The sequence below is a fragment of the Pseudactinotalea sp. Z1748 genome (assembly GCF_049725185.1).
GTDB lineage: Bacteria > Actinomycetota > Actinomycetes > Actinomycetales > Beutenbergiaceae > CALKWS01.
Window position 1 is genome coordinate 279763 of sequence record NZ_JBMPQB010000002.1, and the last position, 15333, is coordinate 295095.

12 protein-coding genes are annotated in these 15333 nt (G+C 66.8%); 5 read left to right on the top strand and 7 right to left on the bottom strand.

The features are described from left to right. Positions 1 to 55: 55 nt before the first annotated feature. Positions 56 to 1192, top strand: a complete 1137-nt coding sequence (locus ACO0LU_RS05600) for a glycosyltransferase family 4 protein (protein WP_424790422.1) — start codon at positions 56 to 58, stop codon at positions 1190 to 1192. Here ACO0LU_RS05600 and ACO0LU_RS05605 read toward each other — a convergent pair. From ACO0LU_RS05605 to ACO0LU_RS05615, 3 genes are read right to left on the bottom strand one after another with little or no spacing between them, the layout of a single operon-like run. Next, on the bottom strand, positions 1152 to 3338 hold the full coding sequence (locus ACO0LU_RS05605; protein WP_424790423.1) for a glycosyltransferase family 4 protein: 2187 nt from the start codon (positions 3336 to 3338) through the stop codon (positions 1152 to 1154). The two genes, ACO0LU_RS05600 and ACO0LU_RS05605, sit on opposite strands and share 41 nt — an antisense overlap. Continuing rightward, positions 3335 to 4672: an O-antigen ligase family protein gene (locus tag ACO0LU_RS05610; protein ID WP_424790424.1), complete on the bottom strand. Its 1338-nt coding sequence runs from the start codon at positions 4670 to 4672 to the stop codon at positions 3335 to 3337. The genes ACO0LU_RS05605 and ACO0LU_RS05610 overlap by 4 nt, the downstream gene beginning before the upstream one ends. Further along, complete coding sequence (locus ACO0LU_RS05615) at positions 4669 to 6705, bottom strand: glycosyltransferase (RefSeq protein ID WP_424790425.1); 2037 nt, start codon at positions 6703 to 6705, stop codon at positions 4669 to 4671. Before ACO0LU_RS05615 ends, ACO0LU_RS05610 begins: the two co-directional genes overlap by 4 nt. A gap of 186 nt (positions 6706 to 6891) precedes the next feature. Here ACO0LU_RS05615 and ACO0LU_RS05620 point away from each other — a divergent pair, with 186 nt between their 5' ends. From ACO0LU_RS05620 to ACO0LU_RS05635, 4 genes are read left to right on the top strand one after another with little or no spacing between them, the layout of a single operon-like run. Next, positions 6892 to 7926, top strand: a complete 1035-nt coding sequence (locus ACO0LU_RS05620) for an NAD-dependent epimerase/dehydratase family protein (RefSeq protein WP_424790426.1) — start codon at positions 6892 to 6894, stop codon at positions 7924 to 7926. Beyond that, positions 7926 to 9176, top strand: coding sequence for a class I SAM-dependent methyltransferase (locus ACO0LU_RS05625; protein ID WP_424790427.1), 1251 nt, complete (start codon positions 7926 to 7928; stop codon positions 9174 to 9176). The genes ACO0LU_RS05620 and ACO0LU_RS05625 overlap by 1 nt, the downstream gene beginning before the upstream one ends. A gap of 27 nt (positions 9177 to 9203) precedes the next feature. Next, positions 9204 to 10046, top strand: a complete 843-nt coding sequence (locus ACO0LU_RS05630) for a sugar phosphate nucleotidyltransferase (protein ID WP_424790428.1) — start codon at positions 9204 to 9206, stop codon at positions 10044 to 10046. Continuing rightward, positions 10043 to 11236 (top strand): polysaccharide pyruvyl transferase family protein, encoded by a 1194-nt coding sequence (locus ACO0LU_RS05635; RefSeq protein WP_424790429.1) that lies wholly within the window; start codon positions 10043 to 10045, stop codon positions 11234 to 11236. The genes ACO0LU_RS05630 and ACO0LU_RS05635 overlap by 4 nt, the downstream gene beginning before the upstream one ends. A gap of 44 nt (positions 11237 to 11280) precedes the next feature. Here ACO0LU_RS05635 and ACO0LU_RS05640 read toward each other — a convergent pair whose 3' ends face one another. The 4 genes from ACO0LU_RS05640 to ACO0LU_RS05655 form a co-directional block, all read right to left on the bottom strand. Continuing rightward, a complete protein-coding gene (locus ACO0LU_RS05640; protein ID WP_424790430.1) occupies positions 11281 to 12447 on the bottom strand; it encodes a class I SAM-dependent methyltransferase in 1167 nt (388 codons plus the stop codon). A gap of 39 nt (positions 12448 to 12486) precedes the next feature. Further along, positions 12487 to 13437: a glycosyltransferase family 2 protein gene (locus ACO0LU_RS05645; protein WP_424790431.1), complete on the bottom strand. Its 951-nt coding sequence runs from the start codon at positions 13435 to 13437 to the stop codon at positions 12487 to 12489. Next, the gene (locus ACO0LU_RS05650) at positions 13438 to 14079 is read right to left on the bottom strand and encodes a PIG-L deacetylase family protein (RefSeq protein ID WP_424790432.1); all 642 of its coding nucleotides are present in this window, start codon (positions 14077 to 14079) and stop codon (positions 13438 to 13440) included. It lies immediately after the preceding gene. Positions 14080 to 14201: 122 nt separating this feature from the next. Next, complete coding sequence (locus ACO0LU_RS05655) at positions 14202 to 15326, bottom strand: glycosyltransferase family 4 protein (protein ID WP_424790433.1); 1125 nt, start codon at positions 15324 to 15326, stop codon at positions 14202 to 14204. Positions 15327 to 15333: the final 7 nt, after the last annotated feature.

Sequence of the window (15333 nt, forward strand, 5' to 3'; positions counted from 1 at the left end):
CAGTCGAGGTGCCCCCGGTGGAGGTGCCCCCAGTGGAGGAGACCGGCCTCTGCGGGTGCTGATCCTGGATCACACCGCCCGCCTCGGTGGGGCAGAGTTGGCGCTGGAACGTCTGTGCAAGGCCCTTGACCGCAAGGTCGTCGATCCGCGAGCGCTGCTGTTCGAGGACGGCCCGCTGCATCAACGCATTCGGCGCACTGGTGTGCCGGTGGGCATCGAACCTATGTCACCTCGGCTCGGGCAACTTGACCGGGGCAGCGCCGGGCGGCTCTCCGGGTGTCCACGGGTGGCGGCACAGGTCACCCGGTTCACCATCCGGTTGACCAGCCGGGTGCGCCGGCTCCGACCCGACTTGATCTACACCACCTCCCTCAAGGCGGACCTGATCGGCATTGCTGTGGCCGCGCTGACCCGGCGGCCGCTGGTGTGGCACGTGCATGACCGGATCAGCCCCGACTACCTGCCGGTCACGATGGTGCGCCTGGTCCGCCTGCTCTCCCGAGTGCCTGCTGCGGTGATCGTGAACTCCCACGCCACCGCGCGCACGCTCCCGGGGGTGCCGGTGGTGATCGCCTACCCAGGCTATGAGCAGGAGCAGGCCCTGGCGGCACCGCCCCGGAAGGCCGCCGGGCGGGTGGTGGGGATGATCGGGCGGATCAGCCCGACCAAGGGCCAGGCCGAGTTCGTGGCTGCCGCCCGGCTCGTGCTCGAGGAGTACCCCGATGCGCAGATCCGGATCGTCGGCGCGGCGATGTTCGGTGCGGAGGACTACGCTAGGCAGGTGCGTCGCCAAGCCGAAGACCTGGGCGACCGGATCACGTGGCTGGACTTCACCGACGACGTCGGCGCGCAGCTGGACGCCCTGGACGTCTTCGTGCACGCCTCCCCGGTTCCCGAGCCCTTCGGGCAGGTGGTGGTCGAGGCGATGATCCGGGGCGTGCCGGTGGTGGCCACCCGTGCCGGCGGGGTGCCGGAGATCCTGCGGGACGACGACCAGTTGCTCGGCATCCTGGTGGAACCGGGGGACGTGACCGACCTGGCCCGGGGGATCAGCACAGCGCTGGCCGATCCCGAGGGCGCGGCGAGGACGGCGGAGCAGGCGTGGGCGTCGGCGCGTGAGCGGTTCTCGGTGGCGCAGACGGCTGCCACGGTCACCGCGACGTGGCGCCGTGCGGCTGCAAGCGTGCGATGACCTCACCCATGAGGATCGCCTGATCTCGCCAGGTCGGGATCCCGGCGGGCAGGTCCGCGGGCGGACGTTCACGTTCCAGGACGCGGGCGACCTCCTGCGGGAAGTGGTGGGCGTCCACCGCGGTGATCAACGGGTCCTCGCTGTCCCTGAACACCGCAACGGGTGTGGCCACGATCGGGCGACCAACAGCTCGGTACTCATAGAACTTGATCGGATCCAGGCTGTCGGTGAACTCACTCACGACGTGCGGGACCAAGAGCACGTCGGCGTGCTGCAGGTAGGCCGGAACCGAACGCCACGGTCGTCCGCCGAGGACGACGACCCCGGCCTGCTCCAGCCGGGCTTGCTCGTCGGAAGTGATGTCGACGATCGGTCCAACCAGCACCAGCGTGGTTGAATCTCCGATCGCACGAGCCGTGCGCACAGCCAGGGGAACATCGAACCGGTCCGGGTGCACCGTGCCCAGGTACAGCGCGATCGGCCCGGCCGGTAGGTCCTCGGGGCGTGGCTGGGGCCGGCGGTACCGGTCCAGGTCCACGGCGTTGGTGATGAGCGTGACCGGTCGCTGGTCGCCCTTGGTGCGGGCCAAGTGCGCAGAGCAGACGGTGACCTCGTCGCAACGGGCTAGCAGGACTCGCTCACTGGCGACGAGCCGCTCGTGCTCGGCGGCGTCCCGGTCGGCGGCCAGCCAGTCGTCGGTGATGTCGTACAGCGATGGCCAGGGTGTGCTCGTGATCATCGCGGAGGCGGCCGGGTCGTTGACCCACAGCGTCGGGCTGCGGAACCCCGCCCGGCGGGCGGCCCGCCGCACGGTTGTCGCGAGCCGCTGGTCGGCATGCCGGTCAACTCTGCGCGGCAACACCTTCGTTGGTTGGAACAGCAGAACCTGGCCACTCCTCAGGTCACCCGTGGCCTGCAGCGGGCGCAATCCTGCTCCCCATCGGGGCAGTCGCCGTCGGGAGAGTTGGAACAACGGGTCGGCAGGCGGCTCCACGAAGAGCACGCGTAGGCCGGGGTCGTCTCCCAGGAGTTCGGCGATCAGGTACTGGTTGCGGCGCCAGATCTCATCCCATGCTTCCAGTGAGACCACCACGAGTTCCGGGCCCGGCGAGGAACCTTGCAGGACGGACCGGTAGACGTCCTCGGTAGCCCGGGACTGTCTTGCCGGACTGAAACGCTGCTGTTGGGCCGACCGGGCCGCGGCTGCGTAGACGTCTCGCCGCGCCGGGTCCGTCGCCAGTGCCGCCAAGGACTCACCCGCTGCGCGGGGATCCGTCGGTGGGTACAGGCCTAGAGGGTCCAGACCGGCGAGCAACTCACGATGCCCGCCGGATGCGGCTGCGACCACCGGCAGTCCGTGGGCCATCGCCTCCAGCACGCTGAGGCCCAGTCCCTCGACGGGGCAGGGGGCCAGCAATATGCCGGCGTTGGCCATCCGGCCGGGAACGTCGTTGAGGTGACCCAGGAATCGGACCTGCGAGGTCAGGCCGAGGCTGCCCACCAGGTCCTCCAGCGCCGTCCGCTGGGAGCCGTCACCGGCGATCTGCAGCGACCACCCTGCCTGCGCCAGCCCCGAGGCGGCGAAGGCGCGCACCCCCAGATCGGTGCGCTTCTCGGCCTCCAGGCGCTGGGCGATGAGTACCACGGGATCGCGGTCACGTGCGGGTCGGCTCCCCGGCACCGGCGGGATGCCCGGGTGCACCACCACGCTGGCCCCGTCGACATGCTCGGCCACGTATCCGCTGACCGAGATCTGAGTGCTGAGCCGCCGGCGGGCCAGTGCCGCCCGCAGCGCTTTCCCGATGCCGCTGCCCCGAGCCCGGGCGAAGTGCCGCGTCGTTACCACCGCAGGGAAGTCGCGGAGGCCGGCCGCGGCGAGAGTGACGGCGATCTCGGCGGCGGTCATATGCACGTGCACGATGTCCGCACCGGGCGCTACCCGCCGCAGTCGGCGAGCCACCTCCAGGGTGGTCTCCCCGGGCCACAGCCGCACCCTGTGGCCGGTCACCTCCGCCCGCATGGACTCTTGCCGTCCTCCGATGATCGCCACATCGTGTCCGGCTATGACCTGAGCCCGGGCGAGTGCGGCCACGTGGCGTTCCACCCCGGCGAACGCGCCGGACCGGATGGCGTGCAGCACCCTCACGGCGTCGCTGCTTTGCTCACCGCTGGCCCCACATCAGTCGCAGGGCGGACGTCCAGCGGCAGTGGGGGACCGTCCTCGACATCACCGCCCTGCTGTGCGTGCGCGTATGCGTGCGCCCCCAGACAGACACCGACGATCAGGAACGGCACGGACGCCTGGACCGAGACCCAGAACAGGTCGAACTGCCCCTGCACGAAGCGCATCAGTACCATCGTGAAGGCGAGGGTGCCGAACCGGGGGTCGACCCGCCAGAGCACGACCAGGCTGGCGCCGAACAGCACAAGGAAGCCCGCCAGGCCGATCACGCCGGCAGAGGCCAGCATCTCGAGTTCGGCGTTCGGCGGCTGGAAACCGAACTCCGTCCGGCCCGCTGTCCAGTAGCGCAGCCCCATCCCGACCCACGGGCTGCGCCGCCACACCTCGATCGCGTCGTCGTACCAGGCGAGCCGTTGGAACGCCGAGTTGAAGGGGTTGTCCTCGGTGAGTTGCTCGTGCGCCGCGCCACCGACGTAGAAGATGGCCGGGATGATGGCGAACAGAACCACCTTGGATCGTCTGCGCTCCGGGTCCGGCCGCAGGATGACAACGACGATGGCCGCTGCGAGGCCGATGAGCGCCTGGCGGGCCTCAGAGGCGACCACGCCCAGCGCCAGAAGCAGGAAGGTGGCCTGTGCGAGTCGGCGGGGCCAGTCCAGCCAGTGGGGATTGACATAGGCGACCAGGGCCGCGAACGCGAGGACGGTACCGATGAAGTTCTTGTGCATGTTGAAGAGGTAGACCCCGGCGTACCCGGTCCCGAACTGTTGCACCGCCGTGCTGAGGGTCATGACCGCAATCGCGATGCACGGGAGCAAGAACAGGGTCAGCCCGAGCCGTGCGCGCCCACCCCGCCCCACCGCCCATCCCACCACCAGGGAGCCGCCGACCAACAGCCAGGCGTGGAACCATTCGACCGTGTTGGCCAGGAACGGGTTGGCGATGACCGTGAACAGGGTGGCCACCTGGTAGATGGCCGAGATCCACAGCATCGAGCGCATCGGTCTGGAGAACGGCCGCGGCGCGAGGAACACAGCGGCCCAGAAGGCTCCGAACAGCGCGAAGTCGGACACCGACAGGTCGACGCCCCCGCCGCCGACGCGCTGGATGATCACCGAGGCCGGCATCGCCAGGATCGGCAGGGTCGCCGGCTGGCGGGCTGTCAGCCCCACGAGCAGGACCAGACCCGCCATCGCGATCGCCACGAGCGAGTTTCCCGGCACCAGGAACCCGATCACCAGCAACAGGGCCGCGCCAAGTCCGGTGACGACCAGCCAGGCAGTGGAACGAACGATCACAACGATGCCTCCGCCCGGACCGGGCCTTTGGCGTAGGTCCGCAGGCGCCATCGAGCACTCTGCGCCGCAGCGCCGCGCAGGAGGACCGATCGCAGGAGGGCACCGGCAAGTACTCCGGCTCGGGCGAGCTGCCAGTTCAGGGCCCCGAAGTGCTTGCGCAGGTAGCGCTCCTGGGAGGCGTGGAAGTGGATGTCGCGGCGATGCGGGTCGCTGCTCGTCCCGCCCCCCAGGTGCAGGGCCGTGGCCGCAGGGACCAGCGCGTGCCGCCAGCCTTGCCGATGAGCACGGAAGGCCCAGTCGGTCTCTTCGGCGTACAGGAAGAAGTGCTCGTCGAACCGCCCGACCTGGGCGATCGCGGCGGCCTTCAACAACAGCACCGAGCCGATGACGAACGACCTGCCGGGCCTGGCCCGCCGCAGACGCGCGAGCCCGATCGTCTGGATCCACACCCCGGCCGGGGTGGGGAAAGGCCAGGTCACAGTGGCCGCGACGCCGTCATCATCGACCTGGCTCGGCCCGGTACTGGCTAGTGCCGGGTCGGCATGCAGCGCTTGCTGCAGGAGGGTGACGTCATCGGGGGAGATGATGGCGTCGGGGTTGAGCAGTAGCACGTCCCGCTCCGGGTGGTCCCGCCGGTCCAGGGCGTAGTTCACCCCGGCGGCGAACCCGCCGTTGCGGCCGGGATCCAGGTACCGCGCCCCGGCGTCGATGGCGATGCTGCGGATCTGCGGCATCGAGGAGTTGTCCACCACGGTCAGGGGGAAGTGTCCCACCAGCGGGGCCAGCGCGGAGCGCACCATGTCCGGAGCGCCGTAGGCCACCAGCACCACTTCCGGGCGGAGCGCCTCACCGCTGCGTTCCCTCGCGGATGCAGCGAATGCTGAGGTTGGGCGCTGCGGGCCCGTGATGCAGTGCTCGTACAACTCGCGATACCTGCGCGCCACCTCCGGCCAGGCACACGCGCGGGCGCGCGCGGAGCCCGCAGCTCGCAATTGTTCGGCCAAGCCCGGTTCGTCCGCCACCGTGAGCAGGGCATCTCCCAACGCGCGCGAATCACCAGCAGGGACGAGCAACCCGGCGTCTCCTACGACGTCGGGCAAGGCTCCGGTGTCGCTCGCCACAACAGGGATGCCGCACGCCATCGCCTCGACGGCCACCCGTCCGAACTGCTCGACCCAGCCCGGGGTGGGCACGGACGGGACCGCGAGCACGTCCAGGGAACGGTAGAAGGAGGGCAGTTCCTCCCCGCTCAGCGCGCCGAGAAACCTCACCCGGTCTCCGAGGCCCGCAGTCCGGCTGCGCAACTGGTGCTCCAGCGGCCCGGCCCCAGCGATGCGCAGGTGGAGGCGCTCGTCGTCCAGGGCGGCGCGCAGCAGCACATCGACACCCTTGTGTTCGGCCAGCCGGCCGGCGTAACCCACCACGACTACACCGCCCGCTGTGGCCTCTCCCTCGGGCGGGCGAGCCTCCTGTCCCCTGGACGGGGGCGCCTGCCGTTCCTCGGGTGATGGACCCGGAGCAAAGATCTCCAGGTCCACTCCGAGCGGAATGATTTCGATCCGCCCCACCATGCCTTTTGACCGAAGGATCCTTCCCGCCTCTCGATTACAGACCGAGAGAGCCGAGGCGTGGCGTAGAGCGCGTCTTTCGAGCGTCCGGAAGGGCCAGGGGTAGCGTTTCTCGATGTTCTGCGCCGAGTACAGCATGTACGGCGATGGCGGGTTCGTCCGGAAGCGAGGCAGGATTTGCTGCAACGTACGCATGAACAAGATCTGCGCGGTGGCCAATGCATAAGGTTCTTCGTGAATATCCAGCAGATCCCAGCCCTCGCCAAGAGTGCGCCACAACCGGCGGAACTCATACACGAACAAGGCCGGGTGAGAACCGAACGTGGCTAACCCCCGGACCTTCTCGCCAGGCTTGGGCTGCAGCCGTACCTGAGTCCCTCCCTCGTTCCACTCTCGCGCAGAGACCAGCCGCACATCGACCCCGTGGGAGAGCAGCACTCGTTCCCGTTCTCGCCATGCATCCACGACCGCACTGTGCGAGATGCGAAGCACCTTCATAATGCTAATTCTCCCGCACGTCGGCGAGGTTTGTCTCCCATGTGGCAGGTTTATCGAGCCCCTTTTCAGAATCTCCCCAGGACCAGAACACGACAGCCTTGAATAGGAGTATCTTCGACTCCGGGGGATCTCTCACGCGGCGAAGGGTGCACGATGCGCATACTGGTCGACGGCGACCGCGGGTACCTTGGTTCCGTCCTGGTGCCATTGCTCCAGCGCGCCGGACACGAGGTTGTCGGGCTCGATATCGGCTGGTACGACGGTTGCGATTTCGGGGCACAACCGCAGGGGTATGAGCAACGCACCGGCGATATCCGCGACGCTCAGCCGGCGGAGTTGCGCGGCTTCGACGCGGTGGTTCACCTCGCAGCGATCTCCAATGATCCGATCGGTCACCTCAACCCGGCCGCCACCTTTGACGTCAATACCGCGGGTGCGATCCATATGGCTCGCACCGCCAAGGAGGCCGGGGTTGCGCGCTTCCTGTTCTCATCGTCATGTTCGCTCTATGGGTCAGGCAGTGCAGGGCCGATCGATGAGGATGGTGCGTTCTATCCGGTCACCCCGTACGGCGAGAGCAAGGTCCGGGCGGAGGAGGGCATCGCCCGGCTGGCCGATGATGACTTCGCACCGACCTACCTACGCAACGCCACGGCTTATGGCTCCTCGCCCAGGCTTCGCGCCGATATCGTCGTGAACAATCTCACGGGTACGGCCTTCACCCGGGGTGAGGTGCGCCTGGAGTCCGATGGGACTCCGTGGCGACCCCTGGTCCACGCTGAAGACATCGCCCGGGCTTTCCTGGCAGTGCTGCAGGCGCCCCGTGACCTCGTGCACGACCAAGCCTTCAACGTGGGCCGCGATGAGGACGTCGTGCAGATCCGTACCATCGCCGAGCAAGTGAGCCAGATTACCGGGGCCCCTGTGACCTTCGCTGCTGACGCTGGCCCGGACACGAGGAATTACCGGGTCGACTTCACGAAGATCCGCAGTCTCCTGCCCGAGTTCAAGCCACAGTGGACCGTTCCCGCCGGGATCCGGGAGATCTGGCGCGACGCCAAGACACGGGGCCTGACCTCCGAAGACTTCCAAGGTCCCAGGTTCGTGCGTCTGCGCCGTATCCAGGAACTGGCAGAAGCCGGTCAACTCGACCTGACGACATTGCGGATGAACGAAGTTGCCCGCTGATGCCGGCCCCACGTTGCCGGCTGTGCACAGCGGAACTCGATCACACGTTCGTGGATCTCGGGATGTCGCCCCTCTGCGAGAATTTCCTCCGATCAGATCAGCTCGACCAGCCCGAGACGTTCTACCCACTCCACGTGCGGATCTGTGGTGAGTGCCTGCTGGTGCAATTACCCACCTACGTTCCTGCCGAGGAGATCTTTACCGACTACGCCTATTTCTCGTCGTACTCCGACTCATGGGTGGCGCATGCCCGCCGGTTCGTTGACGACAGCGCAGTCACACTCGGTCTCGGCCCGGAGTCGTTCGTCGTCGAGGTGGCGAGCAATGACGGGTACCTGCTCCAACATGTCACCGCACGTGGGATCCGCTGCCTCGGCATCGAGCCGGCCGAGAACGTGGCGCAAGCGGCTATTGACCGATCGATCCCCACTCTGGTGGCCTTCCTCGGCGAAGAGACAGGCAGCCAGGTTGCCCGCGAGCACGGCCGTGCTGACTTGGTCGTTGCCAACAACGTCTTCGCGCACGTGCCGGACATCGTCGATTTCGCCAGAGGGTTGCGTGCGATGCTGTCCGACGAAGGCCGGGTGAGCATCGAAGTTCCGCACCTGGCGCGCCTCATCGAGGACAACCTGTACGACACGATCTACCATGAGCATTTCTCATACCTCTCGCTGCTGACGACCCAGCGGGTCCTCGCCGCTGCCGGGCTGACGGTGGTCGACGTCGAGGAACTGCCGAGCCACGGTGGCTCATTGCGGACATGGTCGGCGCCGACCGAGCACGCCCCGACGCCTACCGCTGCAGTGGCCCGCGTGCTGGAGGTCGAGGAAGCCGCTGGCCTGCACACCGTCGCGGGGCATGGTGGCTTCGCCGCTGCGGTGGCCGCCGTCCGCAACGATTTCCTCGAGTTCCTCATCGCCCGCGACCGGGAAGGTAGCACCGTCGTCGCCTACGGTGCACCCGGGAAGGGCAACACCCTGCTCAACCATTGCGGGGTGCGCTCCGACCTCATTTCCTTTGCCGTGGACCGCAATCCCTATAAGCACGGTCGGTTCCTGCCCGGAACCCATATTCCGGTCCATCCGGTTGCGGCCCTGGAATCTGCCCGCCCCGACTACGTGGTGATCATGCCGTGGAACTTGCGAGCAGAGATCAGCGCGCAACTCGAATATGTCGCTGCTTGGGGTGGCAAACTCGTCGTCGCCCTGCCACACCTCGACATTATCGAACCCGGGAGCCCACCTGGCTGACCAGGAGATCGATCAAGGTAAGGAGGCATGGTGAAAGTCGTGTTGTTCTGTGGCGGACTCGGCATGCGGATTCGTTCCAGTTCCGAGTCACAGCCCAAGCCGATGTTGCCGATCGGGTCTCGCCCGGTGCTGTGGCACATCATGAAGTACTACGCCCACTTCGGTCACAAGGACTTCATCCTCGCCCTGGGGTATGGCGCAAACGCGGTGAAGGAGTACTTCCTCAACTACGAGGAGACCCGGTCCAACGACTTCGTTCTGACCCATGGCGGACGGCAGGTCAACCTGCTCTCCAGCGATATCAGCGACTGGCGGATCACATTCGTCGATACCGGCATGGATACCGCCATCGGTGAACGGCTGCGTCGGGTCCGCCCTCACCTGGACGATGACGAGGTCTTCCTGGCGAACTACGGAGATGTACTGACCGACTCGCCCTTGGACGAGATGATCACCGACTTCCTCACCACCGATGCAGTCGGCACCCTGCTGGCGGTACCCCCGCCGGATTCGTTCCACGTCGTGCAGATGACCGAGGAAGGGAGGATGACGGGTCTTGAGGCCGTCGGCGGCCTTCAGATGCGAATCAACGGTGGTTACTTCGTGCTCCGTCAGGGCATCTTCGATTACCTCGACGAGGGCGAGGACCTCGTCATGGATGCCTGTGTACGGGCAGCGCGGGACGGCAGGTTCCGTGCCCGGCCGTATGACGGATTCTGGGCACCGATGGATACGCTCAAGGAGCGGGCCTACCTCGAGGACATGAACCGCAGGGCAGACCGGCCGTGGGCGGTATGGGAGTCGGCGCCGGCAACGAAGCGGGCTAACGGGCTCCCGGTGGTGACCGTGCCGGGCGTGACACCGGTATGACGCGCCCGCAACCACGTCCGCGGGTGGGCGTCGCCGGCTTGTTCGGCACGGGTAACTTCGGTAATGAAGCAACTCTCACCGCAGCACTGGAACGGCTGGGCGATGAGCACGACGTCGTCGTCATCGCCGAAGGCGCGGCCCGGGTGCACTCCGATCGGGGGGTGCCGGCGGTCGCGCTGAGCACGGTCGTAACCCCCCGAGCGGGCTCGAAGTGGGTTCGGTTGGCTGTTCTCGCGAGAAACCGGATCGGAGTGCTGCTGCGAGCGATGAAAGTAGTGGGCGGACTGGACGCAGTCGTGGTCGCTGGCACCGGACCGTGGGAACGGTATGGCGCAGGACCGTTCGCCCTGACCTATGAACTGTGGGCGCTTGCTCTCGCGGCCAAGGTCCGTCGTCGTCCGTTCCTGCTCTGGAATATCGGAGTGGAAGTTCAGGATCGAATGATGGCTCGGTGGTTCATTCGCCGGAGTGCGTCCTGGGCGGACTACCGCTCGTTCCGGGACGTGGAGTCGCTGCGGGCGATGAGGCAGATGCGGGCAGCGCTCGACTCCGACCCCGTCGTCGCCGACCTCGTCTTCGGCTTCGCGGCCGACGGGGCTCCTAGTGGCTCCGGCGACGGTGGTCAGGAGGCGACCGTCATCGTGGGTGTGATGACCTACTACGGCCTCGCCGATGACCCGAGGACGAACGAGGACGTGCAAGGGTCCTACCGTCGAGGCACGACTGAGTTGGTGCGCGAACTGCGCAGGCGCGACTACGGCGTCGTGCTCGTGGGCGGTGACGAGGACGACCTGCGCACTGCGGCTGACGTGCGGGACACTCTCGCAGATGAGGCCGTGCGGGTCGACACTGTCGGCACGGTCGCCGGGCTGACCGAGTTGATGACGTCGGCGAGCGCGGTGGTGGCGCTGCGATACCACTCACTCATCATGGGTGCGCTGGCAGGAGTTCCGCTGGTCGGCATCGCATACGGTCAGAAGCAGCAGAGTCTGATGACGATGCTGGGTAACCCCGAGCGGGTGCGACACGTCGAGTCCTTCCAGGTCAACGATGTGGCTGACCTGGTCGAGGCCGCCATAGTTGATGCGGCCGGCCGTGAGCGCGCGGCCGCTGCCGTGGCCGATGCGGCGGCGCGACTGGAGGAGGAGTGGATCCACGTCCGGACCGCACTTCGCCGAAGTCGTGGTTGACACCTCAGCCGGCATCCACCGGCCCATGCTCCGATAGGTTCTGATCAGCGAGGACGGTCAGGTTGCACATCGGTCGGCACTGGGTCGACGATGACCCAACGCCCGCCGGAGGCTTCGATCTCGGGTAGTGCCGCTCGTACCTCGGGCAGGAGGTCGGAGATGAAAAGCAGCACACGGTCGGGCCGGGTTTCGGCAAGGTCATGCGGCGCGATGATGGGGATACGGCTGACCGGCATTGTGCGGCCGTGTTTAGCGGGTGAGGCATCGGCGATCATCGCCAGGTCCTCCACCGTCACACCTGCGGAGGTGAGCAACGCCGCCGTGCGAGAGGCTGCGCCGTAGCCTGCGAGGGTCAAACCGTCAACCTTCGCGCTATCCAGGTAGGCGCGGAGCGTATTCGCCGAGTGGGTGAACGCCGTGTGGAGCGCCGATCGCAATCGTGCCGGCTGGAGGACGCCGAGTTCGGTCTCTTTCCTCACGAGCTCGGTGACTGACGTCGCCCGGGCATTACCCAGAGGTCCGTCTGCTTTGGCGAACGCCAGCATCGTGGTTCCATGGTGGTAGAGCGAGTACGACCACGCACCGATGGCCGTAAGTCCGATCTCGTGACCCATGCGCACGAGTGAGGGCGTGGTGTAGTAGGCAAAGTGCCCGCTCTTCAGCGTGTTCCACATGCCCTCGCGCACCATGGCAGAGGCGTTGTGGATCATGAACAGCAGCACCCCGCCGTCGGTGAGGCGGTCCCGACGTTCGAGGAACGCCCGTTTCTGGTCCGGAGCGTGCATCATTCCGTGCACGTCGACGATGAGGTCAGCGTCCCCGGTCTGCACGTCGGTAAGCCCGAATGGTTCCAACTGTCTATGCCATGACCCCCCGTGGGGGCTGGGGTAGTGAATCACGCGGGTTCCGGGGCGGATCAGACCGGCAGTCACGGCATCGGCGACGCACATCTCGGCCTGTCGTACCAGCGCCGCAGGTTCAACTCCCACCATCTCCTCCGGTGTGGTCGGGTCATGCTCCAGTTGCAGCAGGCCGCTGGTGCTGCCGAGGACCATGCGGAGCGGGTACCGAGGGTCGGGGAGAGGGTCGGTAGGCCACGGGAAGAGATCCGACGGCGGCTGCTCCCCGATATCGAGGACGACGACCCCCTCGGGCGAGCCCGACCATCGATCTCGCCAACCCTCGGCCGGTTCGGCGTCGCCGGTGGTCATGGCGCATCCTGGAGTGCCCGCAAGCGCCGGATTCGTCGACTATGCAGATCGGCGTTCATCGGATCCTGGCATCCGGCGGGCGGCGGACTGAGCCTCCTGCTGTGCTCGCAACCTGCCGGCGCTCGGCTTGATGCCGATGGCGTTGGCCACATCACGGGCCATCGCCCGCCATCGTGGAAACACCCATGACGGCCCGACGGTGGCACAGGTTCGGAACTTCTCGGCGAACGGAAGGTCGATGTGCAGCACGCCTCGGTAGATCTCGATGTTCGTGCGCGTTTCGGCGAACGAACGATGCCCGCGCTGCCCGGGTGCGAACCACCAGGAAGCCTCCGCCCCCTGCACCGAAACCTGAGTGTCGTGACGGCGCTGCAGGAATGCTTGCTCGTCCGCCGTGGCCATCCCGCCCAAGCACAGCAGTTCGGTCAGGAGCACGATGTCTGGACCGAGCAGCGATCGGAACCCGCGGGTCTTGCGCAGTTCGGACATCCTGATGACGCCGTACATCGGCTGGGAGGCCTGGGCACGCAACATGTTGCGCACACGTTCGTGTGCGCTCAGCGCATCCATCCCCAGGTCGGCGTCGTTGAGGTCCTCATAAACAACCCCCTCACCGTCGATGAGCCGTGTGCGGGGGTAGGAGAACACAGTGCCCGGGCCCGCGTTGTCGAGAGCGCGAAGGGCTGCGCTGGAGAACGCCGGAAGTTTGATGTCATCGGCGGCCATCCAACTGAACAACTCGGTGTCGCACAGCCGTGCCACGTTCTGGAAGTTCCACGTGCCACCGCGATTCTGTTCGTACCTGTAGTACCGGATACGGTCGTCGTCCGCGGCCGCTGCACGGCAGAATTCCTGGGTTCCGTCGGAGGAGCCGTTGTCGGAGATGATGATTCGGATGTCGGATGTGTCCTGCTCCTGAATGGAACGCAACGCAGGTGCGAGGTAGGGCTCGCCGTTGTAGACGGGGATCCCGAAACTGAGACGAGTCATTCATTCTCCTAAAGACATCAGAATCTTCGGCGCCGTGAACGCTTCGGCATAGCGACACTGGGCCTGGACGCCCCGGAGCCGCATCAGCGCGAAGAACAGTTCGTCGTCCCACCAGTGACAGTCGTGTTGCGAGGGGTAGCACTCGTTGAGGAGAGCAACTTTGCGCTCGGCGATATCGGGACGAAGTGGCAGGTAGAGGTTGGGCTGGCCGGTGTCTCCATCCCATTTAGGGATCTCGTAGTGAAGAATAAGCGGCCCGCGCCAAACGGTGGGAGCCATTCGTCCCAGCAGTCGATGGTCTTGGTGTGCGTCGTCGGCGCGTGGCACCAATACGAGATCCGGCGTGGGGTTGTCGGCGCGGAATGTGTTCAGCGCCTCCTTCACCTCTCCCCAGTGCTGTGGCAGGCGGGCGTCGGGTAGGCCTGCGAATCTGGGAGGATGAGCAGTTCCGAAGGCGGTGGCCGCGTGCGTGGCCTCCTCACGGCGTTCAGCGGTCCCGGTGAGTACGAGCGTGCGAATCTCGGCTGTGTTGCGCTCGGCAAGCGTCAGGAGTGTGCCTCCGCACCCGATTTCGATATCGTCCGGGTGCGCTCCCACAGCAAACACGACCAGGGGGCCGTCAGGCATCAACAGCATTGTCATGAGCGTCTCGTTCTGTGGCCAGTGGACGGTCCACCTGGGGCCAGCCTACAGGTCAGTTCGTCTCCGAATGTGGTATTCCGACCGCCGGCTGGGAGCCGTCCCGCAATGGTTCTGGTGTGAGGTCAGATTCCGGCCAGCACCCTCTCGAGGCTCTCGCGTGAGTGGGCCCAGGTCATGGTCCTGGCGCGGTCGCCCCCGGCGTCCTGGGTGCTCGCGAGCAGCCCCGGGTCGTCAGCCAGTGCGGCTAGAGCAGCAGCGAGGGAGGTGACGTCGCCCGGCGGGACGAGCATGCCGGCGGCGCCCACCGCTTCCGGGAGCCCGCCGACGTCACTGGCGATCACTGCCGCCCCGGCAGCCATGCCTTCGAGGGCGGTGAGGCCGAACGGCTCGGGCCACACCGAGGGGACGACGAGCACGTCGACGTCACTGAGCGCTGCCGGCAGAGTCTGCCTGGGCAGGAACGAGGCGAAGGACACCGCCGCCGTCGACACTGCCGCCAACTTCCGCAACTTCCGTTCATACCTACTCAGTGGAGCGTCGGCCGCGAAGCCGGGTCTGCCGATAACCGTGACCTCGATGTCGGGCCGGGCCAGGGAGTTGACGGCCTCCAACAGGACGTGCACACCCTTACCAGGGATCACGCGCCCCAGGAAGCCCACGCGCAGTCGGTCTGCGCGAGGGTGCCTGACCTCGCTGAAGAACGCGGTGTCTACCCCGTTGTGGACTACCCGGACTCGTGGCCGAAGGTGTTGCGGAAGAAGATCGGCGGTCTGCTGAGCAAGGTGTTCGCTGACGCAAATGATGGCAGCGGCTGCGTCAAGCGTTCGGCCACTCTCCCGGCGGGAGTAGGTGCGCAGGAGCTGGTTATGGGCATACAGCACGGCCTGATGCCTGGGGTCGACCAGCGGGATCGCCTGCGGGGCGTTGTGCGCCAGGAGCGTCGCCTGTTCCCACCTTCGCTGCGAACGCAGCGAGGCAGCGTACGTGCGTCGACTCGGTCGTCTCACCCCGAGGCGTCCGGCGATCACGTCGAGGTGCCCGTCGAAGCGACGGGCAGGAGCCTGGTCGAACTCGATGATCTCTGCGCTCTGGTAGCGGTCCGGGTAGGTGCCCCGCGCCAGGAGCACCGCGGGCCGGACTCCGGTCGGGCAGGCAGCGCCCGCCAGGCCGTGCACCACGGTAGGGATGGCGCTGCCCGTTCGTGGGGAGAAGTGGTCGCCCGGGGTGATCAGGTGGATGTGCTGCATCTGTACT

Excerpts from the sequence above, each read along its gene's own strand:
- ACO0LU_RS05620 (WP_424790426.1), top strand. The coding sequence starts at position 6,892 with ATGCGCATACTGGTCGACGGCGACCGCGGGTACCTTGGTTCCGTCCTG.
- ACO0LU_RS05625 (WP_424790427.1), top strand. The coding sequence starts at position 7,926 with ATGCCGGCCCCACGTTGCCGGCTGTGCACAGCGGAACTCGATCACACG.
- ACO0LU_RS05630 (WP_424790428.1), top strand. The coding sequence starts at position 9,204 with ATGGTGAAAGTCGTGTTGTTCTGTGGCGGACTCGGCATGCGGATTCGT.
- ACO0LU_RS05635 (WP_424790429.1), top strand. The coding sequence starts at position 10,043 with ATGACGCGCCCGCAACCACGTCCGCGGGTGGGCGTCGCCGGCTTGTTC.
- ACO0LU_RS05640 (WP_424790430.1), bottom strand. The coding sequence starts at position 12,447 with ATGACCACCGGCGACGCCGAACCGGCCGAGGGTTGGCGAGATCGATGG.
- ACO0LU_RS05645 (WP_424790431.1), bottom strand. The coding sequence starts at position 13,437 with ATGACTCGTCTCAGTTTCGGGATCCCCGTCTACAACGGCGAGCCCTAC.
- ACO0LU_RS05650 (WP_424790432.1), bottom strand. The coding sequence starts at position 14,079 with ATGACAATGCTGTTGATGCCTGACGGCCCCCTGGTCGTGTTTGCTGTG.
- ACO0LU_RS05655 (WP_424790433.1), bottom strand. The coding sequence starts at position 15,326 with ATGCAGCACATCCACCTGATCACCCCGGGCGACCACTTCTCCCCACGA.